The sequence below is a fragment of the Streptomyces sp. NPDC086554 genome (assembly GCF_040686095.1).
Lineage (GTDB): Bacteria > Actinomycetota > Actinomycetes > Streptomycetales > Streptomycetaceae > Streptomyces.
Genome location: NZ_JBFBJK010000041.1, coordinates 32,691 through 57,860 on the forward strand (window position 1 = coordinate 32,691; position 25,170 = coordinate 57,860).

Consider the following 25,170-nt stretch of genomic DNA (forward strand, 5'->3'; position numbering starts at 1 on the left):
GCCGGCCCTTGACTTACGGGGCCGGCCGCACTCGGTTCAGCTAGCTCAGGCCAGCGACGGTCGTGCGGACCTTGGAGATGATCTCGGCCGGGATCGGCGCGTAGTCGTTCTCCTTGAGGACGTTCTGGCCGTCCTCGCTGGCGATGTAGGTCAGGAAGGACTTGGTCGCGGCCAGGGTCTCGGCCTTGTTGCCCTTCTCGCAGAGGACCTCGTACGTCACCAGGGTGATCGGGTAAGCACCCTCGGCGGTGGGCTTGTAGTTCAGCTCAAGGGCGAGGTCGTTGCCCTTGCCGACGACCTTGGCCTCGGAGATGGCCTTGGAGGCGTTGTCGACGGTGGCCTTCACCGGCTCCTTGGCCTCGGTCTTCAGGTCGACCGTCTTGATGCCGTCCGAGGCGTAGGAGAGCTCGAAGTAGGAGATGGCACCGGCGGTCTGCTTGACCTGGCCCGCGACACCGGAGGAGCCGTTCGCGGACTGGCCGCCCTTGGCCTCCCAGGACTTGCCCGGCTCGTACTTCCAGGCGTCGGGAGCGGCGCCCTTCAGGTACTTGGTGAAGTTGTCCGTGGTGCCGGACTCGTCCGAGCGGTGGAAGGCCTGGATCTTGGTCTTCGGCAGCTTCGCGTCGGGGTTCAGCTTCGCGATGGCCTTGTCGTCCCAGGTCTTGATCTTGTTGTCGAAGATCTTGGCGAGGGTCTCGGCGTCCAGGACGAGGTTGTCGACACCGGGCACGTTGTAACCGACGGCGATCGGGCCGCCGACCATCGGCAGGTCGATGGCCTGGCTGTTCTTGCAGACCTTCTTCGACGCCGTGATCTCCTCGGGCTTCAGCGCCGAGTCGGAGCCCGCGAAGGCGGTCTGGCCCTGCATGAACGCGGTGATGCCGGCGCCGGAACCCGTCGGGTTGTAGTTCAGCTGAACGTCCTTGCAGGTGGTCGAGTAGACCTTCCGCCAGGCGTCGATCGCGTTCTTCTGCGCGGACGAACCGGAGGCCGCGAGCTGGCCCTTGGCGTCATCGCACTTGATGTTGGCGTTGGCGTTGGTCTCCTTGCCGCTGCCACCGCTGCCGCCGCTGGTGTCGTCCGAGCCGCACGCCGTGAGGGCCAGGGCGCCGGAGACGGCGATGGCGCCGAGCGAGAGGGCGCGGAGCCGGTTCTTGCGCTGAAGCTTCACTTTCGGAGTTCCTTCCGGGAGCCGCCGTCCTTGGGGTGGCGGCGTGCGTAGGTCGTTCGTCTTTGCTTCTTGCGGTCTTGCGGTCTTACGTCGTGTTGTAAGGCCGAAATTAGGCAGGGCAGGTGAAGCGGCCGATGGGCACGAGTGAACGGCGGGTGAACCTCGGCGGTCGGCCTGGTTAGGGCTTGTGTTACGGAACGTATCCGATGGGTCACGCAGGGTTGAGGACGCTGAGCAGGGCGTCGACAAGGCGCTGGTCGCGGGGTTGCGTGAGGCGATTGCGGGCGGCCGCCGGGGGGAGCCAGATGACGCGGTCGACTTCACGGCTCGGGGTGAAGTGGCCTTCGGCCGCCTCGGCCGCCCAGTAGCTGACCTCTTTGGGGCGGCCCTGGGCGAGATAGCGGACCGTGGGCAGGCGCGCGCCGGGTATGCAACGGTGGCCGGTCTCCTCCTCGACCTCGCGCAGGGCGGCGGCCAAGGGGTCCTCGGCGCGCTTCAGCTTGCCCTTGGGGTGGGACCAGTCGTCGTATTTCGGCCTGTGGACCAGGCAGATCTCCAGCTCACCATCGTGCGGGGAGTGGCGCCACAGCACGCAGCCGGCGGCCAGGACGACTCCTCCCTCGGCGCCCGTCACGGTGTGTGCACCGCCTCCCGCAGCCATGCCTGATGGAAGTCGAACCTGGCCGCCTCGACCTCGTGGCGCTGGTCGGCGTGCAGGACGCCGAGGGCGTACGCGGTGGCCGGGGCGATGCGGGGGGTCCGGGCTGCCGACGCGGCTGCCGATGCGGCGTCGGCGGCTTCCCTGTGGCGGTCGAGGGCGTGGCCCGCGTCCGTGAGGCGGAGGTCCGCGGGGGACGTGCCGTCGGCGCCCAGGAGGACCTCCTGGGCGTACCTGTGCAGGCGCAGGAGGGCGCGGGCTTTGAGCCAGGGGGCGTCCTGGGCCTCGTTCGCGGCCTCTGCCGCGAGGCCGTGGACCAGGGCTTCGGCGTTGTACGGGTGGCCCGCCTGGCCGAGGGGGAGCGCGGCGACGGCTTCCGCGAGGTTCGACTCCGCTTTGGCCGCCAGGGGTTCAAGGGCTTCCCTGCTGGCGCTGAGGGGGACCTCGCTCGCCAGTACCGCCACGTTGTCCGCCACGGCGTGGAAGCGGGAGGAGCCGAAGGCCTGGAGGGCGGTGGAGTGGGCCCGCGTCCGCGCGAGCGTGAGTTGCCGTTCCAGCAGCGCTGCGGCCTTGGCTGCGCCCACCGTCAGGCCCCTCGGGGCACCGCCGCCCTGTTCATCGGCACCCGGCGTTGTGGGCTGTGCCCACCCGTTCCGCCTTGCGGAACGCCTGCCCACAGCAGGAACGGCGACAGATGCAGCGCCCACAGCGGGGACATCGGCTTCCGCGGGAGCCGGCACCCCCGGCGCCCCCGACAAGCGATGCAGCGCGTCCAGTAGACGCTCCAACCGCGTCGCGTACGCATGTTCCCGTGCCAAAGTGCCGGACAGCCACGCCAGTTCGGGGCGGAGCTCCGTCGCCCACTCCTGGTCGAGGAGCGGGCGGAACGTGTGCAGCGTGCCGCCGATGCGGCGGGCCGCGCGGCGCAGCGCCCGTGCGGCCTCCAGGGACTCCTCGGCGCCCTGCGCGTCCGTCGTCGACTCGCGGTGCAGCCGCAGCGAACGCAGGAACTCCGTGGCCTGGGCCCGGAGATGGGCCGCCAGGACCTCGCCCGCCGTCGACTCGTCAAGGTGTTGCTGTGCCACGCCGGCGCCTCCGGGCGTCTATGAGCATCTCCTGTACGTTCCGCAGGGGCTGGCCCTCCGGATCCAGCGCGTGCCGGGTCCAGTTGCCGTCCGCGCCCAGGTGCCAGGAGGCGGTGGTGTCCGACATGCCGGTCTCCAGGAGCCGGTTGAGTGCCGCCCGGTGTGCCGGGTCGGTGACCCTGACCAGTGCTTCGATACGGCGGTCGAGGTTGCGGTGCATCATGTCGGCGCTGCCGATCCACACCTCGGGCTCCCCGCCGTTGCCGAAGGCGAAGACGCGGGAATGCTCCAGGAAGCGGCCGAGCACGGAACGCACCCGGATCGTCTCCGAGAGCCCCGTGACCCCCGGCCGCACCGCGCAGATCCCGCGCACCCACACGTCCACCGGCACACCCGCCTGCGACGCGCGGTAGAGGGAGTCCACCACCGCCTCGTCGACCATCGAGTTGACCTTGACGCGTACGTAGGCGGGGCGGCCCGCGCGATGGTGCTGTATCTCCTTGGTGATGCGGGAGATCAGGCCGTCCCGCAGGGACTTGGGGGCGACGAGCAGCCTGCGGTAGGTCTCACGGCGCGAGTAGCCGGAGAGCCGGTTGAAGAGGTCCGACAGGTCGGCGCCCACCTCCTGCTTGGCGGTGAGCAGCCCCAGGTCCTCGTACAGGCGGGCCGTCTTGGGGTGGTAGTTGCCCGTACCGACATGCGAGTAGCGGACCAGCGACTCGCCCTCCTGGCGGACGACGAGCGACAGCTTGCAGTGCGTCTTCAGTCCGACAAGGCCGTAGACGACGTGGCAGCCCGCCTCTTCCAGCTTCCGCGCCCACTTGATGTTCGCCTGCTCGTCGAAGCGCGCCTTGATCTCGACCAGGACGAGCACCTGCTTGCCCGACTCGGCGGCGTCGATCAGCGCGTCGACTATGGGGGAGTCGCCGGAGGTCCGGTACAGCGTCTGCTTGATCGCGAGGACGTCCGGGTCGGCGGCCGCCTGCTCAAGGAAGGCCTGTACGGACGTGGAGAACGAGTCGTACGGGTGGTGCAGGAGTACGTCGCGTTCGCGAAGGGCCGCGAAGATGTCGGGTGCGGACGCCGACTCGACCTCGGCGAGGTCGCGGTGCGTGCCCGCGATGAACTTCGGGTACTTCAGCTCGGGCCGGTCGAGGGCCGCGATGCCGAAGAGGCCGGTCAGGTCGAGCGGGCCCGGCAGCGGGTAGACCTCGGCCTCGCTGATCTTCAGCTCGCGCACGAGGAGGTCCAGGACGTTCCGGTCGATGGACTCCTCGACCTCCAGGCGCACCGGCGGCCCGAAGCGGCGCCGCATGAGCTCCTTCTCCAGGGCCTGGAGGAGGTTCTCGGCGTCGTCCTCCTCGACCTCCAGGTCCTCGTTCCGGGTGAGCCGGAACATGTGGTGCTCCTGGATCTCCATGCCCGGGAACAGCTCCGCGAGGTGCGCGGGAGCGGCGATGACGTCCTCGATGGGGACGTACCGCTGCGGGGAGGCCTCAAGGAAGCGGGAGAGCAGCGGCGGCACCTTCACGCGTGCGAAGTGCGTGTGCCCGGAGACCGGGTTGCGCACGACCACCGCGAGGTTCAGGGAGAGCCCCGAGATGTACGGGAAGGGGTGCGCGGGGTCCACGGCCAGCGGGGTCAGGACGGGGAAGATCTGCTGCCGGAAGAGCGTGAAGAGGCGGGACTGCTCCTTCTCGGTCAGCTCGTTCCAGCGGACCAGGTGGATGCCCTCGTCGGCAAGGCCGGGGGCCACGTCCTCCTGGTAGCAGGCGGCGTGCCGGGCCATGAGCTCGCGGGAGCGGTTCCAGATCAGCTCAAGGACCTCGCGGGGCTGCAGGCCTGAGGCCGAACGGGTGGCGACGCCGGTCGCGATGCGGCGCTTGAGGCCCGCCACCCGGACCATGAAGAACTCGTCCAGGTTCGAGGCGAAGATCGCAAGAAAATTGGCCCGTTCGAGCAGCGGGGTGTTCGGGTCCTCGGCGAGCTCCAGAACGCGTTCGTTGAAGGCGAGCCAGCTGCGCTCCCGGTCCAGGAAGCGGCCCTGCGGAAGCTCCTGGCCGTCGTGCCCCACCTGGCCGTCCTCGTCGTACGCGTCGAGGTCCGAGTCCATCTCCGGGGCGAGGTCCGAGACGGCTGCCGAGAGTGTGTGCGGGCGGTGCGCGGCGATCGAGCCCACAGAGGGCTGGGCGTGCTGGACCTGACCTTGCGTGCTGGGCTGGCTCATGGCCCCATTGTTCCGCGCGGGGACCCCGATGGGCGCGTCGGAGAGTGCCGGGGTGAGGCGGAGCTTCCCGTTCATGGGGGGAGGGTCGGGCACGGCGGGCTGCATTGAGTGAGGGTCGCAAGCCAGTCTGAATCACTGGTTACGGCGACATGACGTGCGGGACATGTGCCGGAGACCCCCGGACATCTACACATCCGGGGGTCTGTCCTTTCCCGGCCCGTACTTCAGGGCGTACGGCGCCTGAGCACGCGGAACGCGGCGTAGGCGGCCGCGGCGGCGAGGGCGAGCACGATCCCGGTTTCGATCAACTGGACGTACCAGAAGTGGGAATGGGGATGGAATTCCGCGTACCAGCCGGTGATGCGGGTGTCGGACGGGCAGGGGAAGTCGGCCATATGGCCGGGGGAGCACTGGCCGGCGACGAAGCGTTCACCGGCCGCGTTGCGGACGCCCGTGTCCATGATCAGGGAGTTCCGCGGGAGGTCATACATCGTGTAGTGCAGGGTCGTGCCCGAGGCGCGCCCCGAAACCGTGCTCACCGGGAACAGGTCCCAGCGCACGCTGCCGAAGGCCAGCAGGACGCCCCCGGTGACGAGGCCCGTGAGGGACATGGCGAGCAGCGTGCGGCGCACCAGCAGTCCGGCCAGCGCGCCGACGGCCACGGCGAGCAGGCAGTACGCGACGAGCGCGGGTCCCGTCGCCTCGTACACGCCCCGGTCGGCCCAGGAGAGGTTCCAGCGGCCCGGGATGCCGGAGGCGCCGAGCTGGTAGACCCCCATGAGGGCGAGCGTCCCGGCGATGCCCAGCGTCGCGGCCACTCTCAGTTTCGAGGCGAGCCAGCGCGCCGGGGTGACCGACTGGGTCCAGGCGAGCCGGTGCAGTCCGGCCTCCAGCTCGCGGCCGGTCATCGGGCCCGCGACGAAGGCGCCGATCAGCAGGGGAAGCAGCAGGAGGGCCGTGGAGGCGTTGCTCATGTACGCGTTCAGGAGGTCCTGGGCGCTGGCGGCGCCCAGGAAGGTGGCCTCGCAGGCGCCGCGCCCGCAGTCGTGGGGCGCCTCCGGGTAGGTCGCGGCGGCCCACCGGAAGTAGCCGGTCAGCGCGGCCGCGAGGACGACGAGGCCGCCCGCCGTCCACAGGGCGGTGCGGTGCAGCCGGAGATCGGCCCAGCGAGGGCCGCGGAGGAGGGGAGAGCTCATGCCGCCACCTCGCGCTCGGCGGGGGTCGTGGTGCCCGGCAGCAGCAGCGGCTCGGCATCGGGGGAGCGGAGATGGGCCAGCAACAGTTCCTCCAGGGACGGCTCTTCGGCGTCCCAGCCGTCGCCGACCGGTCCTTCGGGCCGGATCAGCGCGGTCAGGCCGCGCCCCGTGGCGCGGGATTCGACGACGGTGTGCGGGGCGAGCTCCTCGACGGGGCGGCGCCCGGTGACCAGGGCGTGTGCGGTGACGAGGTCGTCGATGCCGCCGCCGAGCCGCACCTGTCCGCCGGATATGAGGAGCAAGTGGTCGCAGGCGTCGGCGAGTTCGCCGACGATGTGCGAGGACATCACGACGGTGGTGCCGTGCTCGGCGGCCTCCACCATCAGCGTCCCCATCAGCTGGTGGCGGGCGAGCGGGTCGAGGTCGGCCATCGGCTCGTCCAGGAGCAGGAGTTCGGCCCGCTTGCCGAGCGCGAGGGCCAGTGCGACCCGGGTGCGCTGGCCGCCGGAGAGGGCGCGGATGCGGGTCTTCGGGTCCAACTCCCCTTCTGATACGACGCGTTCGGCGATCGCTGCGTCCCAGTGGCCGGGGTTCAGCTCGGCCCCGAGCCGCAGGGTGTCGGCGATGCTGAGCTGCGGATAGAGCGGCTTGTCCTGGGCGACGTACGCGACGCGCTCGCGGGCGGCGGCCGGGTCGGTGCCGAGGACGGTGAGGGTGCCGGTGGTCGGGCGGAGCAGTCCGGCGGCGAGGGCGAGCAGCGTCGACTTGCCGGCGCCGTTGGGCCCGACGACCGCGCAGACGCGCCCGGCGGGCAGCCGGAAGGAGCAGTCGCCGAGGGCGGTCTTGCCCCGCCTCCCGTAACTCTTGGCCAGCGAGGCCGCCTCGATGGCGGCGGTGTCGGTCATGCGGAGTCCCCCTCGGATGCGTGCTCGGACTGCTCTGGCTGCTCTGACTGCCCGGGCTGCTCTGGCTGCGTGAAGTGCTCTTCGAGTACGGCGGTAAATAGCGCGGCGACGTCGTCCCTCTCCATGCCGGCGGCGCGGGCGCGGGCGGCCCATGCGTCGAGCTCGCCGCGCAGCGGGGAGTCGGCGGGCGCGGAGCCGAGCGACTTCCGTACGAAGGTGCCAAGCCCACGGCGGGCCTCGACCAGGCCCTCGCGTTCCAGTTCGCGGTAGGCCTTCAGGACCGTGTTCGGGTTGATGGCCGTGGCCTCGACGACCTCACGGGCCGTGGGCAGCTTGTCCCCCGGCTCCAACAGGCCCAGGCGCAGGGCCTGTTGAGTCTGCTGGACGATCTGGAGATAGGTGGCGACGCCGCTGCGCCGGTCGATACGGAACTCGACCATGCCTTGCACCACCCTTTCACTAGTTGAGTAGTGAAAGGGTGGTGCAAGGGGGTGCGTTCCGTCAAGGGGCGCACGATCTTGTAACGTCTGCCGCTCCGAATGACGTGAACATGTATGGGAAGTCGGGGGACTTACCTTGTCGATGCCTCCGCCGCCGCAAGGTGGCTACCAGCAACAGCCTTACGGGCAGCAGCAGTACCAGGGCCAGCCGCCCTACCAGGGGCAGCAGCCCCCGTACGGTCAGCAGCCCCAACAGCCCTACGGGCAGCAGCAGTTCCAGCCCCAGCAGCCCCAGCCGCAGCGTCCGCGCGGTGGCGGTGGTGGCGGCGGCTCCTTCAGTCGGCAGTCACCCCTGATGAAGGTGGTGACGCTGCTCATCGCGGGCGTCATCGCGGGTGTCTGGTGGTACACGAGCCGGGGCAACACCACGAGCCCCGCGAGCAATAAGCCGGGCAGCTCCGCCAGCGAGCCCGCGGTCGCGGACGACGCCACCGAGGTCGGCGACTGCATGCAGAACAAGGGGTCGAACGGCAGCCCCGACATGGAGACCGTCGACTGCTCGAGCGCCGAGGCCGAATACAAGGTCACGAGCATGAACGAGTCCGAGTGTGCTCCGGGCGAGTCCGAGTACCAGCAGACCCGGCGCGGCCGCGTGCAGTACTCGATGTGCATGGAGCCGATCACGCCGAAGTAGCGAGATGTCCAGGATGCGCGAAGGGCGCGGTGTTCCCCGTGAGAACACCGCGCCCTTCGCGCGTGCCTACCTACGTCCCTCAGGACTCCGTCCGGTACATCAGATCCGTCTCGTGCGTGACGAACCCGAGCCGTTCGTAGACGCTCACCGCGGCCTTGTTGTCCGCGTCCACGTACAGCATCGCCGTCGGCAGCCCGGCCGCCGCGAGGTGGTTCAGGCCGATCGTCGTCAGCGCCTTGCCGAGACCGCCGCCCTGCGCGCTCGAGCGCACCCCGAGGACGTACACCTCACCCAGCTGCTCGTCCGCGTGCACCTTCGTCCAGTGGAAGCCGACGAGCTCGCCGTCGCTCTCGCGCTCGGCGAGGAAGAACCCCGCCGGGTCGAACCACGGCTCGGCCTTGCGGTCGTCCAGGTCGCGCTGGGTGAGCGAGCCCTGCTCGGGGTGGTGGGCGAAGGCGTCGGCGTTCACCGCGAGCCAGGCCGCGTCGTCCTGGCCGGGGACGAAGGTACGTACACAGACCCCTTCCGGAAGTACCGGCTCGGGCAGGTCGAGATCCCCCAAGGTCCGCCGCATCTGCCGCAGTTCACGGAAGAGGGTCAGGCCGAGCACCTGTGCCAGGTGCCGCGCGGCGGAGTGCCCGCCGTGCGCCCAGATCCGCAGCCGGCGGCCGGACTCGCCGAGCAGCGCCGTGCCGAGCGCGCGGCCGTGCCCCCGGCCGCGGTGCGCGGGATGCACGACCAGCTCGGCGGCGGGCGCCTCGATGGGGTCGGTGTCCTCCAGCTGCGCGTACCCGATGAACTCGCCGTCGACGCTCAGCAACAGATGCCGCACCCCCGCCCGTGCACCTCCCCGCAGCTGCAGCCGCCCCTGCTCGGACACGGCCTGCTGGCCGTCCGCGCGGGCGGCGTCCGCGATGAGCCCGAGCACGGCTTCGGCCTGGGCGGGGGTGAGGGCGTCGACGGTCTCGATCTGCCGCATGAGGGCGGGAGGCTGCTGCTCGTCAGTCATGGTGTCGAGGGTACGGCGGCGGCCGGTCCCGGAGCAGTTCACCGGACGCACATGATGCCGCACCGACCCCGCGGGCGCTTTGTCCCAAGCGCCCGTAACGCCCTCGATGGCAACCGGCCCGTAACCGGCAACCCCCTGTCGCGCTACGCGCGTTGACCCTAGGCTGCGCACGGAGTCTCACCGCCTCCAGCCGCCTCACACCCATCCCAGGGGGACACGTGTCAGCCACACCACAGCCGCGCAGAACCAGACGCCGGGCCACTCGCCTGCTCGCCGTCGCCGCCGGTCTCGCCACGCTCGGCGCGATGGCCGCCGCGCTGCCCGCGAACGCCGGGTCGTCCGCCGGGTCGTCCGCCGGGCAGTCCGCCGGGCAGGATTCCGCGTCCGCCGCTGCCAAGAAGCGCACGGTCGATGTGCAGCTGCTGTCCTTCAACGACTTCCACGGCAATCTGCAGCCGCCGGCCGGTTCCTCGGGCCAGGTGACGGAGAAGCAGCCCGACGGGACCGAGAAGAAGATCGACGCGGGCGGTGCCGAGTACCTCGCCACGTCGCTCCGTACGGCGCGCAAGGACAAGCCCTACAGCGTGACCGCGGCGGCCGGTGACCTCATAGGCGCGAGCCCGCTGCTCTCCGGCCTCTTCCACGACGAGCCGACCATCGAGGCCATGAACAAGCTGGACCTCGACGTCACCAGCGTCGGGAACCACGAGTTCGACGAGGGGGCCAAGGAGCTGGCCCGCATGCAGAAGGGCGGCTGTCACCCCAAGGACGGCTGCTTCGAGGAGGGCAAGGAGTTCAAGGGGGCCGACTACCCCTATCTCGCGGCCAATGTGACCGACGAGAAGACGGACAAGCCCATCCTCAAGCCGTACTGGGTGTGGAAGCACAAGGGCGTCAAGGTCGGCTTCATCGGTGTGACCCTGGAGGGCACGCCCGACATCGTCTCCGCCGACGGCGTCAAGGGCCTGAAGTTCCACGACGAGATCAAGACGGTCAACAAGTACGCCAAGGAGCTGGACAAGCAGGGCGTGAAGTCGATCGTCACGCTGATCCACGAGGGCGGTTCGCCCGCGAGCCAGGCGTACAACTACGACTGTGACTCCCCGGGCGCGGGCGACGGCATCTCGGGCCCCATCACCGACATCGCCAAGGGCATCACGCCCAAGGTCGACGCGCTGGTCACGGGCCACACGCACTCCGCGTACGTGTGCACCATCCCGGACCCGGCGGGCAAGCCCCGCATGGTCACGTCCGCCTCGTCCTACGGGAAGCTCTACACGGACACGACGCTCACGTACGACCGGAAGACGAAAGACATCGTCCGTACGTCCGTGAAGTCTGCGAACCACGTGGTCAGCCGAGAGCAGGCCAAGGCCAAGGACATGACCTCGCTCATCGGGCGCTGGAACAAGCTGGCCGAGCCCGTCGCCAACAAGCCCGTCGGCTTCATCTCCGCCGACATTCCGGGGCGCGGCGCAGGCGCTCCCGAGGCGCCGCTCGGCGACCTGATCGCGGACGCGCAGCTCGCGCACGGCAAGTCGCTCGACCCTCAGACGGATCTGGCGCTGATGAACCCGGGCGGCATCCGCTCCGACCTGGTCTTCAAGGCGAGCGGCAGTGAGGGTGACGGTGTGGTGACGTACGGCGAGGGCTTCACCGTGCAGCCGTTCAGCAACACGGTCAATCTCGTCGACCTCACCGGCGCGCAGCTCATCACCGGCCTCAAGCAGCAGGTGAGCGGGCCCAACGAGGCGTCCCCGAAGATCCTGCAGATCTCGGAAGGCCTGACGTACACCCTCGACATGACCAAGACCGGCGCCGACCGCGTCGTCACCGACTCCGTCAAGCTGGGCGGCAAGGCGATAGATCCGGCCGCCACGTACCGTGTGGCGATGAACTCATTCCTCGCGGGCGGCGGCGACGGCTTCGCCGAGCTCGGCAAGGGCACGAAGCCGCTGGTCGGCGGCGATGACCTGAAGGCGTTCAACGACTACCTGACGGCCAACTCCTCGGCGGACAAGCCGATCACGCCGCCCAAGGCGGACAGGATCACCGTCGTGAAGTGAATGGCGCGTTAACAATCGCACTCAGTAAGTGGCCGAAAACGGTACTTACCGTAAGTGAGGCTTGGGGTGGGGTGTGAACGTATGGTGAAATCAGCTGATGCGTTCCCCCCACCGCGAGGCCACGCTTCCGCCCGATCGCAACCAGGCCTATCCGTCTGATGGTTGGCACGCCGAATCGGTTCCCCCTGAAGTATCAGCGGCATCAGCAGCAGGCGAGTCGCCCGCGGAAACGACCGCTCCGCTCAACCCGTACGACGAGCTGGGCGCCCTCGCGTCGCCGAACCCGCTGGAGGACTTCCTCCACGAGGACGCGGACGAGGACGAGGCCGACGGCACGGACGCGGACGACGCCCCCTGGGAGCCCCCGAACCACCGCCGCCGCAGTCGCCGCCGCAACCGCTTCGCCGGGCTTCCGCTCGCCGGGAAGGCCGTCGTCGCCCTCCTTGTCGCCACCGCCTTCCTCGCGCTCGGCGACCGCTGGGCCCTGCTCTACGCCGAGCACGAGGCCGCCGAGAAGCTCAAGGAGTCCCTGCACCTGAGCGCCGCGCCCGAGGTCGACATCGAGGGCTTCCCCTTCCTCACCCAGGTCCTCGACAAGCGCGTGGACAAGGTCAAGGTCACCGTCCCCGACGTCGCCGCCGACCGGATCTCGCTCGCCCAGGTCTCCGCCACCGCCACCGACGTACAGATAAGCGGCGACGGCCCCACCGACATCAAGGGCGCCCTCATCCGCGAGATGCACGGCGAGGTGCTGCTCTCCTTCGAGGACCTCAACCGTGAACTGGGCGCCTCCCAGGTCACGTTCAGCGGCCACGGCCGCGACCAGGTGCTCGCCCGCGGCACGCTGCCCGTCGCCGGGCACGACCTGAAGGTGCGCGCCGACGCCCGCATCCAGCGCAACGGCGACCGCGGCATCTCCACCGACATCGGCCGGATGAGCCTGCAGATCGGCGACCTGGCGACCTACCGGCCCGGCACCCGCGAGTCCGAGGGCCTGCACCTCAGCAAGGCCACGGCGGACCGGCTCACCAAGGAGACCGCCAAGGCGAAGGCGCTGCTCTCCGTCCCGTCGATCGTCGATCGTCTTGGCGTCCCCGACTCCGTGGTCAGCGACGCCCTGCAGAGCGACGCCAAGCTGAACGAGCTGGTCGGCTCCCCGAAGTTCATCAACGACGTGATGGGCCTCAACCTCATCGACGTCGCGATGGGCCACCCCGAGCTCCTGAAGAAGCTGGGCCTGGACCCCGCCCTCCTCAAGGGCCTCTCCGAGCTCACCCGCCCCGTACTCGCCGACCGCCTGACGCTGGCCTTCCGGCTTCCGAAGCTGCCCGGGTCGGGCAACGTGTGGCTGCAGGACGTGAGCGTGCAGAAGGACGGGATCAGGGTGCAGCTGATCGGGGCGGGGCTCGGCATCGGCAAGTGAGGGGCACCAGGCCTTCGGCGCGTCACGGGCGAGCCGGACCGCCCTCCAGGGGGAAACTCTCAGCATGACCAATGCACCGAAAGCGTTCCTTGAGGGCGGCCCCGACGATCTGCCTGAGCGGATCGTCGACGTCACCCCACCCGGAATCGAGCTCAAGATCCCGTTCCGTGGCGGATACGAGCATTTCCGAGCCACCGCACGCCACGAGGACACCGCCGCAGGCCGCCTGCCTGTTTACGAATGGTGGGAGCGCACGGAGTTGCCGGGTTAAGCACCGGCCTGATCAGGCGTTCTCGGCGGCGGGGCAGCCGCCCCTGGGAGGCGCACCGTCGCCACGGTGCCGCCGCCCGACGCGGGCCGCAGTTCCACCTCGCCGCCGGACTGGTGCACCGTGCGGGCCACGATGGACAGGCCGAGGCCGGAGCCGGGGAGGCTGCGGGCCGACGGGGAGCGCCAGAAGCGGTCGAAGACGTGGGGGAGTTCCTCGGGGGGGATGCCGGGGCCGTGATCGCGGACCGTCAGCGCGCCGTCCTTCAGGGCAACCTCGACGGTCGAGCCCGGCGGCCCGAACTTCACCGCGTTGTCCAGAATGTTCACGATGGCCCGCTCAAGCGCCGCCGACTCCGCACGCACGAACCAGGGGGCGAGATCGGCGGTGAACGTCAGCTCGGGCCCGCGCAGACGCGCCCGCTCCAGGGCGACCTCGACGATGTCGTGCAGCGCGACCACCTGAACCCTGCCGCCGGGTCCCGCGTCCGTCCGCGACAGCTCCTGCAAGTCACCGATCAGCGCGGCGAGTTCGGTCATCTGCGCCGTGACGGATGCGAGCAGCGCCTTGCGGTCGTCGGGCGGAATGGCCCGTCCGGTCTCCTCGCTGCGGGCGAGCAGCTCGATGTTCGTACGGAGCGAGGTGAGGGGGGTGCGCAGCTCGTGCCCCGCGTCGGCGATGAGCTGCTGTTGCAGGTCGCGGGATGAGGCGAGCGATGCGGTCATGGAGTTGAAGGACTCCGAGAGCCGGGCGATCTCGTCGTCGCCGTCGACGGGGATGCGGAGGTTCAGGTCTTCGGTGCGGGCGACGTGTTCGACGGCTTCGGTCAGCCGGTCGACGGGGCGCAGCCCGGTGCGGGCCACCCAGAGACCCGCGGCGCCCGCGCCGACGATGCCGATGCCGGCCACGAAGGTGAGCACGAGAACCAGGTTGTCCAGGGTGTCGTCGACCTCGCTGAGCGGACGCGCCACGGTGACCGCGAGGCCCTGCGGGCCCTCCAGCGGGTAGGTCAGGGCGCGGTACTTGACGCCGTTCGACGCGATGGCCGTGCGGTACACCTCGCGGGACTCGCCCTTGGCGACGGCGGCGTCCGCCTCGGTGACCTTGAGGTCCTGGGTGCCGAGGATGGTGCAGTGGCCGCCGCGCTGGTCGACGACCTGGATCGTCTGCTTGAACAGATCGGGGTCGTTCTTGTCCCGGATCACCGAACGCTGGCAGTTCCCCTCCACGTCGATCCGGCTGATCACATCGGCGGTCCGCACCCGGTTGGCGCTCAGCGCGTCGTCCAGCGAGCTGATCAGTACGTTCCGTACGACGAACCAGCAGGCCACCGCGCTCGCGGCGACCGCCACGGCCACCGCGAGGGCGACCAGCATCGCGAGCCGAGAGCGCAACGGCAGCGCGCGGTACCGCCGGACCAGGCCCTTCACTCGCCCGCCCGCAGCACGTACCCCACACCCCGCACCGTGTGCACGAGCCGCGGCTCGCCCCCCGCCTCCGTCTTGCGGCGCAGGTACATCACGTACACATCAAGGGAGTTGGACGAGGGCTCGAAGTCGAAGCCCCAGACGGCCTTGAGGATCTGCTCGCGGGTGAGGACCTGGCGCGGGTGCGCGAGGAACATCTCGAGGAGGGTGAATTCGGTGCGGGTCAGCTCGACCGTCCGCGCGCCCCGCGTCACCTCCCGCGTCGCGAGGTCCATCCGCAGATCGGCGAAGGCGAGCGTGTCGCCCTCCTCGGCCTGCCCGGACGCGGCCGCGTACGAGCTGCGGCGCAGGAGCGCCCGGATGCGGGCGAAGAGCTCGTCGAGCTCGAACGGCTTGACCAGGTAGTCGTCGGCGCCCGCGTCGAGCCCGGTGACGCGGTCGCCGACGGTGTCGCGCGCGGTGAGCATCAGGATGGGCGTGGTCGACCCGGTGGCGCGGAGCCTGCGTGCCGCCGTGAGGCCGTCCATGCGGGGCATCTGGATGTCCAGTACGACGAGGTCGGGACGGTACGCGGCGGCCTTCTCCAGGGCGTCGGCGCCGTCGACGGCGACCTCGGTGCCGTACCCCTCGAAGGCGAGGCTGCGCCGCAGCGCCTCCCGCACGGCGGGCTCGTCGTCGACGATCAGGATGCGCTGCTGCTGTTCGCCTTCGGCGGGGCTCATCGGTGTCGGTTCCTCGGGTACGTGTGTCTCGGACGGGTCCTTCATCAGCCTCGCACGCGGGCGCGGGGCTTGCGGCGCGCGACGGTCAGCGGGAGGCCGAGCCCCGCCGGATCGGTGTCGGGTCGCCGGTCGGGTCGGCGTGGTCAGTCGGTGGAGCCAGCCCGCAGCGTGTCGAGGTCGGCCTTGACCGTGTTGATCGGGATGGCGAAGCCGAGGCCGACGCTGCCCGAGCCGGCGTCGCCGCTGCCGCCCTGGGCCGAACTGGGCGAGTACATCGCGGAGTTGATGCCGATGATGTTGCCGTTCATGTCGATGAGGGCGCCGCCGGAGTTGCCGGGGTTGAGCGAGGCGTCGGTCTGCAGCGCCTTGTACGTGGTCTTCGACGAGCCGGTGTCGCCGTTGAACTGCTCGCCGCCGTACTCGAACGGCCAGCCGCCCTCGCCGCCGCCCGGCTGCTGCTGTCCCTCGCCCGTCGACACGGTGACGTCGCGGTCGAGGGCGGAGATGATGCCGCTGGTGACGGTGCCGGTCAGGCCCTCGGGGGAGCCGATCGCTACGACGTCCTGGCCGATCTTGACGTTGTCGGAGTCGCCGAGGCTGGCGGGCTTCAGCCCGGAGGCGCCCTCGACCTTGATCAGCGCGAGGTCCTTCTTGCTGTCGGTGCCGACGACCTCGGCGTCGTACGACTTGCCGTCGTTCGTCGTCACCTTGACCGACGAGGCGCCGGAGATGACGTGGTTGTTGGTGATGATCTCGCCGTCGTCCGTGATGATCACGCCGGAGCCGGTGGCGGAGCCCGCGCTGGACTTGGCGCTGATCTCGACGATGCTGGGGCTGACGGCCTCGGCTACGCCGGAGACGGTGCCCTTCTGGCTGGTCGGCACGACGTCGGTGCTGGTGGCGCTGGTGCCGGTCGAGCCGTCCTTGCCGGTCAGCTCCTGGAAGGCGTAGGCGGTTCCGCCACCTACCGCCGCTGCCGCGATGGCCACGGCGGCGAGAAGCGCGAGGGGGCCCTTCGCCCGTCGGCGCGGGGGCTTCGGGGGCTCTTCCGGTGCGTAAGCGGGCGGAGGTGGGTACGCGGCCTGCGGCTGCTGGGGGTACTCGCCGCTGTGGCGGAAGGTGTCGGTCATGGGTTCTAGGCTGCGGGGCCTTCATGAGAGGGGTCTGAGGACGCCCTGAGAACACCGGTAGAACCGCGTATGCCCGTTATAAAGACGGTCAAGCCCGGGTGAAGTCGAGCGCTTAGTTGCAGCCGCAGGACTGCCGGACCACCAGCCGCGAGGGGAACAGCTTCAGCCGCTCCCGCCGGGAACCGGCGACCCGCAGCCCGTCATCCAGCACAAGATCGACCGCCGCGCGGGCCATCGCGGGGCGGTCGGACGCCACCGTCGTCAGGGGCGGGTCCGTCAGGCCCGCCTCCTTCACGTCGTCGAAACCGGCGACCGCCAGCTCCCCGGGGACATCGATGCGAAGCTCCCGCGCCGCCCGCAGCACACCGATCGCCTGGTCGTCCGTCGAGCAGAAGATCGCGGTCGGGCGATCCGGCCCGGCGAGCAGACCCAGCGCCATTTGATACGCGTCGTATCGGTTGTACGGCGCCTCGAAAAGCCGTCCCTCCACCGAAAGCCCGGCCTCCCGCATGGCCCGCCGCCAGCCCTCGACGTGGTCGGAGACCGGGTCACCGACGGTCGGGGTCTCGGCCGTGCCGCCGACGCAAGCGACGTACTCGTGGCCGTGCTCCAGGAGATGCCGGGTGGCGAGCTGTGCGCCGCCCAGGTCGTCCGTCACGACCGCCACGTCGTCGATCGCCTCGGGCCGCTCGTGCAGCAGCACGACCCGCGCGTCCCACGCGTCGATCTCCGCCGCGGCCTGATCCGTCAGGCCGTGGCTGACGAGGATCAGACCGGAGACCCGCATGCCCAGGAACGCCCGCAGGTAATGGGCCTCGCGCTCGTCCACGTAGTCCGTGTTGCCGACGAGCACCATTTTTCCGCGCTCGGAGGCCGCCTGTTCCACGGCGTGCGTCATCTCCGCGAAGAACGGCTGCCGCGCGTCCGGCACGATCATGCCTATGAGGTCGGTCCGCCGCGACGCCATGGCCTGGGCGACCCGGTCCGGCCGGTACCCCAGCTCTTTGATCGCGGCGAGTACACGCTCGCGCGTGGCCGGGGCAACCGGCCGGGGTCCGTTGTTGATCACGTAGCTGACGACGGCGGTGGAAGTACCCGCAAGTCGCGCCACGTCATCCCGAGTCACCTTGGCCACGCGCGGAGTCTACGCGGATGGAACTACCGCTGGGCAGGGCGTACGGCAGCTTCCTTCGGCGGAGACACAGGGGCGGGCGCCGCGGCGGGTGCCGCCTTCCCCGCGCCCTCCTCGCGCTCGCCCTCCGCCCTGGGCCGCGCCGCCTTCGCCTTCTCCTCGTCGGCCGCACGGTCGACCTTCTCCGGCGTGACGAAGCGATAGCCGACATTCCGGACGGTGCCGATGAGCGACTCGTGCTCGACACCGAGCTTCGCGCGCAGCCGTCGTACGTGTACGTCGACCGTCCGCGTACCGCCGAAGTAGTCGTAGCCCCAGACCTCCTGGAGGAGCTGGGCCCGCGTGAAGACGCGCCCCGGGTGCTGCGCCAGGTACTTGAGCAGCTCGAACTCCTTGAAGGTCAGGTCGAGGACCCGGCCCTTCAGCTTCGCGCTGTACGTCGCCTCGTCCACGGAGAGATCGCCGTTGCGGATCTCCATCGGGGAGTCGTCGGCGACGATCTGCTGCCGGCCCATCGCGAGACGGAGGCGCGCCTCGACCTCGGCGGGCCCCGCCGTGTCGAGAAGTACGTCGTCGATGCCCCAGTCGGCGGTGACGGCCGCGAGGCCGCCCTCGGTGACGACGAGGACGAGTGGACAGCCGGGTCCCGTGGAGCGGAGCAGCTGGCAGAGGCTGCGGACCTGCGGGAGGTCACGGCGGCCGTCGATCAGGATGACGTCGGCACCAGGGGTGTCGACGAGGGCCGGGCCCTCGGCGGGGGCCACCCGCACGTTGTGCAGCAGCAGGCCGAGGGCGGGAAGCACCTCCGTCGACGGCTGAAGGGCATTGGTGAGGAGCAGCAGAGAACTCATCGCCGCCCACCTGCCTGGGTCGTCTTACGGTCGTGCACGTTTCGCTCGCCCATAACGTCGGTTCCTCCTCGGTCCCTGCGAGGACGTTTACGGCACTGCTTCGTACTGTTTCCTGCGGCGGGAGCCCGCGCCCTGGGCTTCCCACGTGCGATTCCTCCAACTTCGTAACGACCGATTCGCTCGTTCGTATACAAGGCCTCAGAAAGCACGAAAGGACCCGGGGGCTTCGCTGCCCGGATCCTCTGCCAAGGAGAATAGCCCACATGACTTCCGGTCCGGCAGGCCAAGCGGCGGGATCTTCTGTGCCGCCGATCACTCGCGATCCCTCCCGCGTTCAACGGCGCGCAACGCTCCGTACACGGGACGGCGTCGACATCGACGCAGCGTACGACCCCGGACCCGACCCGGCGTGCGACCTCGCGATCGTGCTCGCGCACGGCTTCACCGGCGACCTGGAGCGGCCGCACGTGCGCCGCGCTGCGGGTGTCTTCGCACAGCGTGCGGCCGTGATCACCTTCTCCTTCCGGGGGCACGGGGCGTCCGGCGGGCTCTCCACGGTCGGCGACCGCGAGGTGCTCGATCTGGCGGCCGCCGTGGAGTGGGCGCGGTCGCTCGGGCATGCGCGGGTGGTGACCGTGGGCTTCTCGATGGGCGGCTCGGTGGTCCTGCGGCACGCGGCGATCAGCGGTCCCGCGCATGGGGGGCGCACGGAAGCGCGGGTTGACGCGCAGATTGACGTGGAGATTGATGCGCGGGTCGACGCGGTGGTCGCGGTGAGCGCGCCCGCCCGTTGGTACTACCGGGGGACCGCGCCCATGCGGCGGCTGCACTGGCTGGTGACGCGGCCGGTGGGGCGGGCCGTGGGGCGGCTCGGCCTTCGGACCCGTATCCACCCGGACGAGTGGGACCCGGTCCCGCTCTCGCCGGTCGAGTCGGTCCCGCGGATCGCGCCGACGCCGCTGCTCATCGTGCACGGGGACCGGGACGCGTACTTCCCGGTCGACCATCCGCGGATGCTGGCCGCTGCCGCGGACGGCAGGGCGGAACTGTGGCTCGAGCGGGGGATGGGGCACGCGGAGCATGCGGCGGACGACGCGCTGCTCGGTCGGATCGCCGAGTGGGCCACGGCATCATGGACGTCGGCAACCGCCGACTGACCTATTGAACTGACCTACCGAGAGGGGCGCCGCGTGGTTAACGGGACCATTCGTTACTGGGCCGCGGCCAAGGCGGCCGCGGGGATCGCGGAGGAGCCGTACGCGGCGGTGACGCTCGCCGAGGCGCTGGACGCGGCGCGGGAGCGGCACCCCGGGGAGCTCGTCCGTGTGCTGCAGCGATGCTCGTTCCTCGTCGACGGTGACCCCGTGGGGACCCGCGGGCATGAGACGGTACGGCTGGCCGAGGGCGGCACGGTCGAGGTGCTCCCGCCGTTCGCAGGAGGAGCGCTATGAGCGATCAGCGGTACGAGGGGTACGGGGATTACGACCCGTATCAGCAGCAGGGGTATCCCCCTGAGCAGCAGTACCCCCAGCAGGCGTACGCCCAGGACGCCTACACCCAGCAGTGGGAAGGGCAGACCTGGGACACGCAGATCCAGCCTTCGCCTGTGGCGGACGTGACGGACACGGCGTATCTGCCTCCGCAGACCTACGGGCAGGCCTTGCCTCCGGAGACCCCGGCGTACGACACGCCTCCGCCTGCTTATGCGGAACCCGGCACTGAGGGCATGGCGGGGGCGGGCGACGGGGCTGCCATGGCGCCGGCCGCGGGCGACGTATCCGTGGCCGACAGCTACGGACCCGCCACCACCACCGGTAACGCCCGGATCACCGATGCTCAGCGCGCCCGCGCCGAGGGGCGGTCGCCGATCATCGAGCCCGGGATTCAGCCCGCCGGGATCACCGCCGTTCTCGGGCTTCTGCTCGCCGGGGGCGCCGCCATCGGGCAGTACGCCCTCCTCGTACCGCTGATCGTGCTGCAGGCCGTCACCGCCGCCGGGTGGTTCCGGCTGAACGGGATGTGGCCCGCCCGGCAGGGCATCGCGCTCGCCTTCCTCGGCGGTGTCGTCGCCGACGTCGCGCTGCTCGCCACCGGCAAGGAGAACGCGCCCGCCGCGATCCTGGGCACCCTGGGCGTGTGGGTGCTGCTCGTGCTCGTGCTGCAGCTGCGCAGCCGGGCATCCGCCGACGAGCGGATGTACGGGCTCATGGCCACCGTCGCCTCCGCCGCGCTCGCGATCGTCGCGGCCGGGCACCTCGCGGCGGCCGACGACGCCGTGACCGTGGGCGCCATCGCCGTGGCCGTCGCCGTCCTGGCCCGCGCCCTTCCGCTGCCGACGGCCGCATCCGTGGTCGTCGCGCTGCTCGCTGCCGCCGGGGCGGGCGTCGCCGTCGGCGGCATGACCGACTACGGCGGCAAGGGCGCCCTGCTCGGCCTCGGCGCCGGTGTCTGCGCGCTGATCGGCCACCGGGTGGCCAGCTACGACTACCCGTCCCGCTTCGTGCACATGACGGCGGGCGTCGCCCTGCCGCTCGCGGCCGCCGCCCCGGCCGTCTACGTGCTCGGCCGCGTGATCGGCTGAAACGGCGTACGACTGAACTGATCGTCACAGCTGATCGACAGGTCCCCGGCCGGGCACCCACCGCCGGGGACCTGTCCTTTAGGCTCGCGGCATCGACAGCTGAGGCGGGGGAACACCGGACATGAGCAAGCGCGCAGTGCGAATACTTCTGATCGTCGTCGTGATCCTTGGCGGCCTGTTCGTGGGCGCCGACCGTCTCGCGGTGGGATTCGCGGAGGACGAGGTCGCGGACAAGCTGCGTACCAGCGAGGGGCTCAGTGAGACGCCGGACGTCTCGATCAAGGGCTTCCCCTTCCTGACCCAGGTCGCCGGCGGCACGCTCGACGACGTCGAGATCGGCATCAAGGACTACGACGCCACCTCCGGCTCCGACAAGATCCGTATCGCCGATCTGAACGCCCGGATGCAGGGCGTCGAGTTCTCCGGCGACTACAGCTCCGCGACCGCGGAGAAGGCGAGCGGCACGGCCCGTATCTCCTACGACGAGCTGCTCAAGGAGTCCCAGGGCGAGCCGGTCAAGCTGCCGCTCGGCGCCACCGGCAAGGTGGTCGGCCTCTCCGACGGCGGCAACGGCAAGATCAAGGTCGAGGTCGAGGTGAGCAAGGGCGGCGTGAAGCTGCCGAAGCCGGTGCACGTGCTGAGCTCGGTCCGCGTCGAGGACGACACGATCAAGGTGCACGCCGATGAGATCCCGAAGAACCTCGAGGTCATGGGCGTGACGATCCCGCTCCCCGAGGGCCTCGTCCGCGATGTCACCGACTTCGAGGAGAAGGTCGGCGGGCTTCCGGGCGGCATCAGGATCGACGAGGTGAAGGCGGCGCAGGACGGCGTGGACATCTCGGTCAAGGGCACGAACGTGAAGCTGGCGGGCTGACGCCGGGCGGGGCCGCGTACAGCGGCCGTTCCGCAGTACGAGACAGAGCCGTCCGCGCGATGGATGCGGCGGGGGTGAACACCGCCCCCGCCGCCGCGCGGGCGGCTTCCGCGTTCAACGAATCCCACTATGCGGATGATCGCGTCTCATCATCCGACACGCCGGTGACACGGCCGCCCCTGCGTCCCTACGATCGGACGCATGCAACGACAGGCGGACCTCACGAAGCGGCGGGCAGTAGACCTGTGCCGCGTCGCCGCCATGCTCTGTCGCACCTTCTGAGCGGGAGCTCCGACTCCCGTGTCCCCCCGGCCCGTTGACCCTCGTCAGGGCCACCCCGTGCCGTGTACGCCGCGCCACCGCGCCATCACCGCCCGTACCCGGCATCCCCTCGCATCAGCACCGCAGCCCCGCCGCAACTGCCCCGGAGGAGAAGAAGTATGAGCCGCAGCGACGTCCTGGTAGACGCCGACTGGGTCGAGGCCCACATCGACGACCCGAAGGTTGTCATCGTCGAGGTCGACGAAGACACCTCCGCGTACGACAAGAACCACATCAAGAACGCGATCCGGATCGACTGGACCAAGGACCTCCAGGACCCGGTCCGCCGCGACTTCATCGACCAGGAGGGCTTCGAGAAGCTGCTCTCCGGCAAGGGCATCGCGAACGACTCGACCGTCGTCCTCTACGGCGGCAACAACAACTGGTTCGCCTCCTACGCCTTCTGGTACTTCAAGCTCTACGGCCACCAGGACGTGAAGCTCCTCGACGGCGGCCGCAAGAAGTGGGAGCTCGACTCCCGCGACCTGGTCGACGGCGACCAGGTGCCGCAGCTCGCGGCCACCTCGTACAAGGCCAAGCCCCAGGACACCTCGATCCGCGCCTTCCGCGACGACGTCGTGAAGGCCATCGGCTCGCAGAACCTGGTGGACGTCCGTTCGCCCGACGAGTTCAGCGGCAAGCTGCTCGCCCCGGCGCACCTTCCGCAGGAGCAGTCGCAGCGTCCGGGCCACGTCCCGTCCGCGCGCAACATCCCGTGGTCGAAGAACGCCAAGGACGACGGCACCTTCAAGTCGGACGACGAGCTCAAGGAGCTCTACGCCGACGAGCAGGTCGACCTGGCCAAGGACACCATCGCGTACTGCCGCATCGGTGAGCGCTCGGCGCTCACCTGGTTCGTGCTGCACGAGCTCCTCGGCGTCGAGAACGTCAAGAACTACGACGGCTCGTGGACCGAGTACGGCTCCCTCGTCGGCGTCCCGATCGAGCTCGGCGCCAACAAGTAACCCTCCCCGAACCGCAGTCAGCAGTGACCAGATAGGACGAACGATATGTGTGGAGCGAAGGCCGGCGGCCCCGACGCCTCGACGATCAAGCCCGGCGAGACCACCATCCAGGGCCAGGTGACCCGCGACGGCGAGCCCGTCAGCGGCTACGTCCGCCTGCTCGACTCGACCGGCGAGTTCACCGCCGAGGTCCCCACCTCGGCGACCGGCCAGTTCCGCTTCTACGCGGCCGAGGGCACGTGGACGCTGCGCGCCCTCATCCCGGGCGGCACGGCCGACCGCACGGTCGTCGCCCAGACGGGCGGCCTCTCGGAGGTCGCGATCGCCGTCTGACGACAGCGGATCACTGACGGCTGAAGGGCCGCACCCCAGGGGGTTGGACGCCACTGGACGGGGTGCGGCCCTTCGGCTACGACGGGGGCGGCCCGGCTACGGCTGCCGCCGGCGCTTGCCGTCGAGCTCGTCCCACCACTCGTCGGACTTCGGGTCCCCCGACGGGTCGTCCCACCAGCGGTCCTCGGGGCCGCGGCGGTTCGCCACCATGGCTGCCACCGGCGGGATCACCATCGCCACGACACACATGCCGACGGCCACGGGGATCGACCAGAGACGCACGACGCCCCATGCCAGGACGAACAGGGCGATGCACGTCCCCATCATGGTGAAGTACACATGGCGGCGTCGCGCGTACATAAGTCCAGCGTACGGCTGGGTTGCTCAGTAGACGAGGGCCTGCGTGCCGTCCGTCATGGCCTCCTGCACGAAGACCTGGGCGCCCGCGATCCGTACCCCGTCGAGTACGTCCTTCTCCGTGATCTCGCGGCGGGCCGCGCACTGCGTGCAGAGCGTGATCTGTCCGGCGGCCAGGATCGAGTCGATCAGGTCCGGCAGCGGTGCCGCGTGCGGAAGATTGAATTCCGCTGCCCGGCCCGGCAGCGCGAACCATGACGACTCGCCGGTCAGCCAGAGCGAGACCTCCACCCCGCTGGCCACGGCCACGGCCGCCACCGTGAAGGCCTGCGAGCAGCGCTCGGGGGCATCGGCCCCCGCGGTCACCTTGATCACGAGCTTCTTCGCCATGGCCGCATCGTAAGGCCACCTCGCCGGGAGAGTCCGGCCGCGCCCTACTAGAGTGGGAGCGGCTCTGATACCTGCCCCGATAGCTCACCGAGGAGCACCCCGTGCTTGAGGCCTTCTTCTCCGCCCTGCTGGTTCTGGTCTGCGTCGGCGTGATCGCCTTCGCCGGCCTCTCCGTGAAGAAGCTGTACCAGGGTCAGCGCTGAGCCCGTACGCCTTTCTGTACCCGTACGCCGTCTAGAGAACGCCTGAGCCTCCCATGATCGAGATTCCGTCCGACCTGCACCCCGACCTCGTTCCCCTCGTCTGGCTCCTCGGCAACTGGGCCGGCGCGGGCGTCACCGACTTCCCCGGCGCCGAGAAGGCGAATTTCGGCCAGGAAGTCTCCTTCAGCCATGACGGGCGCGACTTCATCGAGTACCGCTCGAACACCTGGGTCCTCGACGCCGAGGGCAACAAGGTCAAGCCGCTCGAGTCCGAGTCGGGCTACTGGCGCATCGACAAGGACCGCAAGGTCGAGGTCGTGATGGTCCGCGACAGTGGCGTCGTCGAGATCTGGTACGGCGAGCTCGCCGACCAGAAGCCGCAGATCGACCTGGTCACGGACGCCGTCGCGCGCACCGCGTCGTCCGGCCCGTACACCGGTGGCAAGCGGCTCTACGGCTATGTGAAGAGCGACCTGATGTGGGTCGGCGAGAAGCAGACCCCCGAGGTGCCGCTGCGGCCGTACATGTCGGCGCAGCTGAAGAAGGTCGTATCGCCCGAGGAGGTCGCCGAGATGGCCCGCGGCCTGGGTGACCTGCCGGACGACGGCATCGCTTTCTTCAAGTAGGCCCGCAATCGTCAACTGCGCCTAGGGCCTGTCCGATGGGTCCTGCCGGGGTCGCGACCCCTGGCACGCACATCTGCGGCGTTGTCGTCGGTTGCCAACGCTCCGCGTTGTCGCCC

At 70.0% G+C, this 25,170-nt stretch carries 27 protein-coding genes; 12 read left to right on the plus strand and 15 right to left on the minus strand.

Translation table 11 applies throughout. The annotated features are described in order from the left end of the window. Nucleotides 1-40 precede the first annotated feature (40 nt). The 7 genes from pstS to AB0O76_RS41100 all read right to left on the minus strand — a co-directional run bounded on the left by pstS (nucleotide 41) and on the right by AB0O76_RS41100 (nucleotide 7,682). Complete coding sequence (pstS, locus tag AB0O76_RS41070) at nucleotides 41-1,171, minus strand: phosphate ABC transporter substrate-binding protein PstS (RefSeq protein ID WP_365502336.1); 1,131 nt, start codon at nucleotides 1,169-1,171, stop codon at nucleotides 41-43. Between the two features lie 211 nt (nucleotides 1,172-1,382). Further along, nucleotides 1,383-1,832, minus strand: a complete 450-nt coding sequence (locus AB0O76_RS41075; protein ID WP_365502338.1) for an NUDIX hydrolase — start codon at nucleotides 1,830-1,832, stop codon at nucleotides 1,383-1,385. After that, complete coding sequence (locus tag AB0O76_RS41080) at nucleotides 1,802-2,914, minus strand: CHAD domain-containing protein (RefSeq protein WP_365502340.1); 1,113 nt, start codon at nucleotides 2,912-2,914, stop codon at nucleotides 1,802-1,804. Before AB0O76_RS41080 ends, AB0O76_RS41075 begins: the two co-directional genes overlap by 31 nt. Further along, a complete protein-coding gene (locus AB0O76_RS41085; protein WP_365502342.1) occupies nucleotides 2,895-5,141 on the minus strand; it encodes an RNA degradosome polyphosphate kinase in 2,247 nt (748 codons plus the stop codon). The genes AB0O76_RS41080 and AB0O76_RS41085 overlap by 20 nt, the downstream gene beginning before the upstream one ends. Nucleotides 5,142-5,365: 224 nt before the next feature. Beyond that, a complete protein-coding gene (locus tag AB0O76_RS41090) occupies nucleotides 5,366-6,337 on the minus strand; it encodes an ABC transporter permease (protein WP_365502344.1) in 972 nt (323 codons plus the stop codon). Then, the gene (locus tag AB0O76_RS41095) at nucleotides 6,334-7,242 is read right to left on the minus strand and encodes an ABC transporter ATP-binding protein (RefSeq protein ID WP_365502346.1); all 909 of its coding nucleotides are present in this window, start codon (nucleotides 7,240-7,242) and stop codon (nucleotides 6,334-6,336) included. Before AB0O76_RS41095 ends, AB0O76_RS41090 begins: the two co-directional genes overlap by 4 nt. Continuing rightward, the gene (locus tag AB0O76_RS41100; RefSeq protein ID WP_365502348.1) at nucleotides 7,239-7,682 is read right to left on the minus strand and encodes a GntR family transcriptional regulator; all 444 of its coding nucleotides are present in this window, start codon (nucleotides 7,680-7,682) and stop codon (nucleotides 7,239-7,241) included. The genes AB0O76_RS41095 and AB0O76_RS41100 overlap by 4 nt, the downstream gene beginning before the upstream one ends. Before the next feature lie 136 nt (nucleotides 7,683-7,818). On the opposite strand from AB0O76_RS41100, the gene AB0O76_RS41105 reads away from it, so the two are divergent. After that, nucleotides 7,819-8,376 (plus strand): hypothetical protein, encoded by a 558-nt coding sequence (locus AB0O76_RS41105; RefSeq protein WP_365502350.1) that lies wholly within the window; start codon nucleotides 7,819-7,821, stop codon nucleotides 8,374-8,376. Between the two features lie 79 nt (nucleotides 8,377-8,455). Here the strand turns inward: AB0O76_RS41105 and mshD are convergent, their stop codons facing one another. Next, a complete protein-coding gene (gene mshD / locus AB0O76_RS41110; RefSeq protein ID WP_365502352.1) occupies nucleotides 8,456-9,385 on the minus strand; it encodes a mycothiol synthase in 930 nt (309 codons plus the stop codon). 218 nt (nucleotides 9,386-9,603) lie between these two features. On the opposite strand from mshD, the gene AB0O76_RS41115 reads away from it, so the two are divergent. The 3 genes from AB0O76_RS41115 (at nucleotide 9,604) to AB0O76_RS41125 (ending at nucleotide 13,145) form a co-directional block, all read left to right on the plus strand. After that, nucleotides 9,604-11,451, plus strand: coding sequence for a bifunctional metallophosphatase/5'-nucleotidase (locus tag AB0O76_RS41115; RefSeq protein ID WP_365502354.1), 1,848 nt, complete (start codon nucleotides 9,604-9,606; stop codon nucleotides 11,449-11,451). Between the two features lie 97 nt (nucleotides 11,452-11,548). Then, a complete protein-coding gene (locus AB0O76_RS41120) occupies nucleotides 11,549-12,874 on the plus strand; it encodes a DUF2993 domain-containing protein (protein ID WP_365502356.1) in 1,326 nt (441 codons plus the stop codon). A 64-nt stretch (nucleotides 12,875-12,938) separates the two neighbouring features. Then, nucleotides 12,939-13,145 carry a DUF5988 family protein gene (locus AB0O76_RS41125; protein WP_365502357.1) on the plus strand — a complete coding sequence of 69 codons (207 nt, stop codon included), beginning with the start codon at nucleotides 12,939-12,941 and terminating at the stop codon, nucleotides 13,143-13,145. Here AB0O76_RS41125 and AB0O76_RS41130 read toward each other — a convergent pair. From AB0O76_RS41130 to AB0O76_RS41150, 5 genes are all read right to left on the minus strand, one after another. Continuing rightward, nucleotides 13,142-14,572, minus strand: coding sequence for a HAMP domain-containing sensor histidine kinase (locus AB0O76_RS41130; protein WP_365502359.1), 1,431 nt, complete (start codon nucleotides 14,570-14,572; stop codon nucleotides 13,142-13,144). The two genes, AB0O76_RS41125 and AB0O76_RS41130, sit on opposite strands and share 4 nt — an antisense overlap. Further along, the gene (locus AB0O76_RS41135) at nucleotides 14,569-15,291 is read right to left on the minus strand and encodes a response regulator transcription factor (RefSeq protein WP_135330944.1); all 723 of its coding nucleotides are present in this window, start codon (nucleotides 15,289-15,291) and stop codon (nucleotides 14,569-14,571) included. The genes AB0O76_RS41130 and AB0O76_RS41135 overlap by 4 nt, the downstream gene beginning before the upstream one ends. Nucleotides 15,292-15,434: 143 nt before the next feature. Continuing rightward, nucleotides 15,435-16,421, minus strand: coding sequence for a trypsin-like peptidase domain-containing protein (locus tag AB0O76_RS41140; RefSeq protein ID WP_365502361.1), 987 nt, complete (start codon nucleotides 16,419-16,421; stop codon nucleotides 15,435-15,437). A 112-nt stretch (nucleotides 16,422-16,533) separates the two neighbouring features. After that, nucleotides 16,534-17,556: a LacI family DNA-binding transcriptional regulator gene (locus tag AB0O76_RS41145; RefSeq protein ID WP_365502363.1), complete on the minus strand. Its 1,023-nt coding sequence runs from the start codon at nucleotides 17,554-17,556 to the stop codon at nucleotides 16,534-16,536. A 23-nt stretch (nucleotides 17,557-17,579) separates the two neighbouring features. After that, nucleotides 17,580-18,404, minus strand: a complete 825-nt coding sequence (locus AB0O76_RS41150) for a response regulator transcription factor (protein WP_365502365.1) — start codon at nucleotides 18,402-18,404, stop codon at nucleotides 17,580-17,582. Between the two features lie 263 nt (nucleotides 18,405-18,667). On the opposite strand from AB0O76_RS41150, the gene AB0O76_RS41155 reads away from it, so the two are divergent. The 7 genes from AB0O76_RS41155 (at nucleotide 18,668) to AB0O76_RS41185 (ending at nucleotide 23,478) form a co-directional block, all read left to right on the plus strand. Further along, nucleotides 18,668-19,561 (plus strand): alpha/beta fold hydrolase, encoded by an 894-nt coding sequence (locus tag AB0O76_RS41155; RefSeq protein ID WP_365502367.1) that lies wholly within the window; start codon nucleotides 18,668-18,670, stop codon nucleotides 19,559-19,561. Between the two features lie 33 nt (nucleotides 19,562-19,594). After that, nucleotides 19,595-19,855: a MoaD/ThiS family protein gene (locus AB0O76_RS41160; protein WP_365502369.1), complete on the plus strand. Its 261-nt coding sequence runs from the start codon at nucleotides 19,595-19,597 to the stop codon at nucleotides 19,853-19,855. Then, complete coding sequence (locus AB0O76_RS41165; protein ID WP_365502371.1) at nucleotides 19,852-20,985, plus strand: hypothetical protein; 1,134 nt, start codon at nucleotides 19,852-19,854, stop codon at nucleotides 20,983-20,985. The genes AB0O76_RS41160 and AB0O76_RS41165 overlap by 4 nt, the downstream gene beginning before the upstream one ends. 121 nt (nucleotides 20,986-21,106) lie before the next feature. Further along, nucleotides 21,107-21,859 carry a DUF2993 domain-containing protein gene (locus AB0O76_RS41170; RefSeq protein WP_365502373.1) on the plus strand — a complete coding sequence of 251 codons (753 nt, stop codon included), beginning with the start codon at nucleotides 21,107-21,109 and terminating at the stop codon, nucleotides 21,857-21,859. Between the two features lie 201 nt (nucleotides 21,860-22,060). Further along, on the plus strand, nucleotides 22,061-22,141 hold the full coding sequence (locus tag AB0O76_RS41175) for a putative leader peptide (protein WP_351007875.1): 81 nt from the start codon (nucleotides 22,061-22,063) through the stop codon (nucleotides 22,139-22,141). A gap of 158 nt (nucleotides 22,142-22,299) precedes the next feature. Continuing rightward, entirely contained in the window at nucleotides 22,300-23,145 is an 846-nt protein-coding gene (locus tag AB0O76_RS41180) for a sulfurtransferase (RefSeq protein WP_365502374.1), read from the plus strand. A gap of 45 nt (nucleotides 23,146-23,190) precedes the next feature. After that, nucleotides 23,191-23,478: a DUF1416 domain-containing protein gene (locus tag AB0O76_RS41185; protein WP_135330954.1), complete on the plus strand. Its 288-nt coding sequence runs from the start codon at nucleotides 23,191-23,193 to the stop codon at nucleotides 23,476-23,478. A gap of 96 nt (nucleotides 23,479-23,574) precedes the next feature. Here the strand turns inward: AB0O76_RS41185 and AB0O76_RS41190 are convergent, their stop codons facing one another. Beyond that, nucleotides 23,575-23,838, minus strand: coding sequence for a DUF3099 domain-containing protein (locus AB0O76_RS41190; protein ID WP_360776396.1), 264 nt, complete (start codon nucleotides 23,836-23,838; stop codon nucleotides 23,575-23,577). Between the two features lie 24 nt (nucleotides 23,839-23,862). Continuing rightward, nucleotides 23,863-24,225, minus strand: coding sequence for a DsrE family protein (locus AB0O76_RS41195; RefSeq protein ID WP_365502376.1), 363 nt, complete (start codon nucleotides 24,223-24,225; stop codon nucleotides 23,863-23,865). Between the two features lie 256 nt (nucleotides 24,226-24,481). Here AB0O76_RS41195 and AB0O76_RS41200 point away from each other — a divergent pair, with 256 nt between their 5' ends. Then, nucleotides 24,482-25,054 (plus strand): FABP family protein, encoded by a 573-nt coding sequence (locus AB0O76_RS41200; RefSeq protein WP_365502378.1) that lies wholly within the window; start codon nucleotides 24,482-24,484, stop codon nucleotides 25,052-25,054. The last annotated feature ends 116 nt before the right edge of the window (nucleotides 25,055-25,170 follow it).

Bases quoted from the DNA above. Each gene is read 5' to 3' on its own strand.
- AB0O76_RS41075 (WP_365502338.1), bottom strand. From the start codon at position 1,832: ATGGCTGCGGGAGGCGGTGCACACACCGTGACGGGCGCCGAGGGAGGA.
- AB0O76_RS41085 (WP_365502342.1), bottom strand. From the start codon at position 5,141: ATGAGCCAGCCCAGCACGCAAGGTCAGGTCCAGCACGCCCAGCCCTCT.
- AB0O76_RS41090 (WP_365502344.1), bottom strand. From the start codon at position 6,337: ATGAGCTCTCCCCTCCTCCGCGGCCCTCGCTGGGCCGATCTCCGGCTG.
- AB0O76_RS41095 (WP_365502346.1), bottom strand. From the start codon at position 7,242: ATGACCGACACCGCCGCCATCGAGGCGGCCTCGCTGGCCAAGAGTTAC.
- AB0O76_RS41100 (WP_365502348.1), bottom strand. From the start codon at position 7,682: ATGGTCGAGTTCCGTATCGACCGGCGCAGCGGCGTCGCCACCTATCTC.
- mshD (WP_365502352.1), bottom strand. From the start codon at position 9,385: ATGACTGACGAGCAGCAGCCTCCCGCCCTCATGCGGCAGATCGAGACC.
- AB0O76_RS41120 (WP_365502356.1), top strand. From the start codon at position 11,549: ATGCGTTCCCCCCACCGCGAGGCCACGCTTCCGCCCGATCGCAACCAG.
- AB0O76_RS41125 (WP_365502357.1), top strand. From the start codon at position 12,939: ATGACCAATGCACCGAAAGCGTTCCTTGAGGGCGGCCCCGACGATCTG.
- AB0O76_RS41135 (WP_135330944.1), bottom strand. From the start codon at position 15,291: ATGAGCCCCGCCGAAGGCGAACAGCAGCAGCGCATCCTGATCGTCGAC.
- AB0O76_RS41140 (WP_365502361.1), bottom strand. From the start codon at position 16,421: ATGACCGACACCTTCCGCCACAGCGGCGAGTACCCCCAGCAGCCGCAG.
- AB0O76_RS41150 (WP_365502365.1), bottom strand. From the start codon at position 18,404: ATGAGTTCTCTGCTGCTCCTCACCAATGCCCTTCAGCCGTCGACGGAG.
- AB0O76_RS41155 (WP_365502367.1), top strand. From the start codon at position 18,668: ATGACTTCCGGTCCGGCAGGCCAAGCGGCGGGATCTTCTGTGCCGCCG.
- AB0O76_RS41165 (WP_365502371.1), top strand. From the start codon at position 19,852: ATGAGCGATCAGCGGTACGAGGGGTACGGGGATTACGACCCGTATCAG.
- AB0O76_RS41170 (WP_365502373.1), top strand. From the start codon at position 21,107: ATGAGCAAGCGCGCAGTGCGAATACTTCTGATCGTCGTCGTGATCCTT.
- AB0O76_RS41175 (WP_351007875.1), top strand. From the start codon at position 22,061: ATGCAACGACAGGCGGACCTCACGAAGCGGCGGGCAGTAGACCTGTGC.
- AB0O76_RS41180 (WP_365502374.1), top strand. From the start codon at position 22,300: ATGAGCCGCAGCGACGTCCTGGTAGACGCCGACTGGGTCGAGGCCCAC.
- AB0O76_RS41185 (WP_135330954.1), top strand. From the start codon at position 23,191: ATGTGTGGAGCGAAGGCCGGCGGCCCCGACGCCTCGACGATCAAGCCC.
- AB0O76_RS41190 (WP_360776396.1), bottom strand. From the start codon at position 23,838: ATGTACGCGCGACGCCGCCATGTGTACTTCACCATGATGGGGACGTGC.
- AB0O76_RS41195 (WP_365502376.1), bottom strand. From the start codon at position 24,225: ATGGCGAAGAAGCTCGTGATCAAGGTGACCGCGGGGGCCGATGCCCCC.
- AB0O76_RS41200 (WP_365502378.1), top strand. From the start codon at position 24,482: ATGATCGAGATTCCGTCCGACCTGCACCCCGACCTCGTTCCCCTCGTC.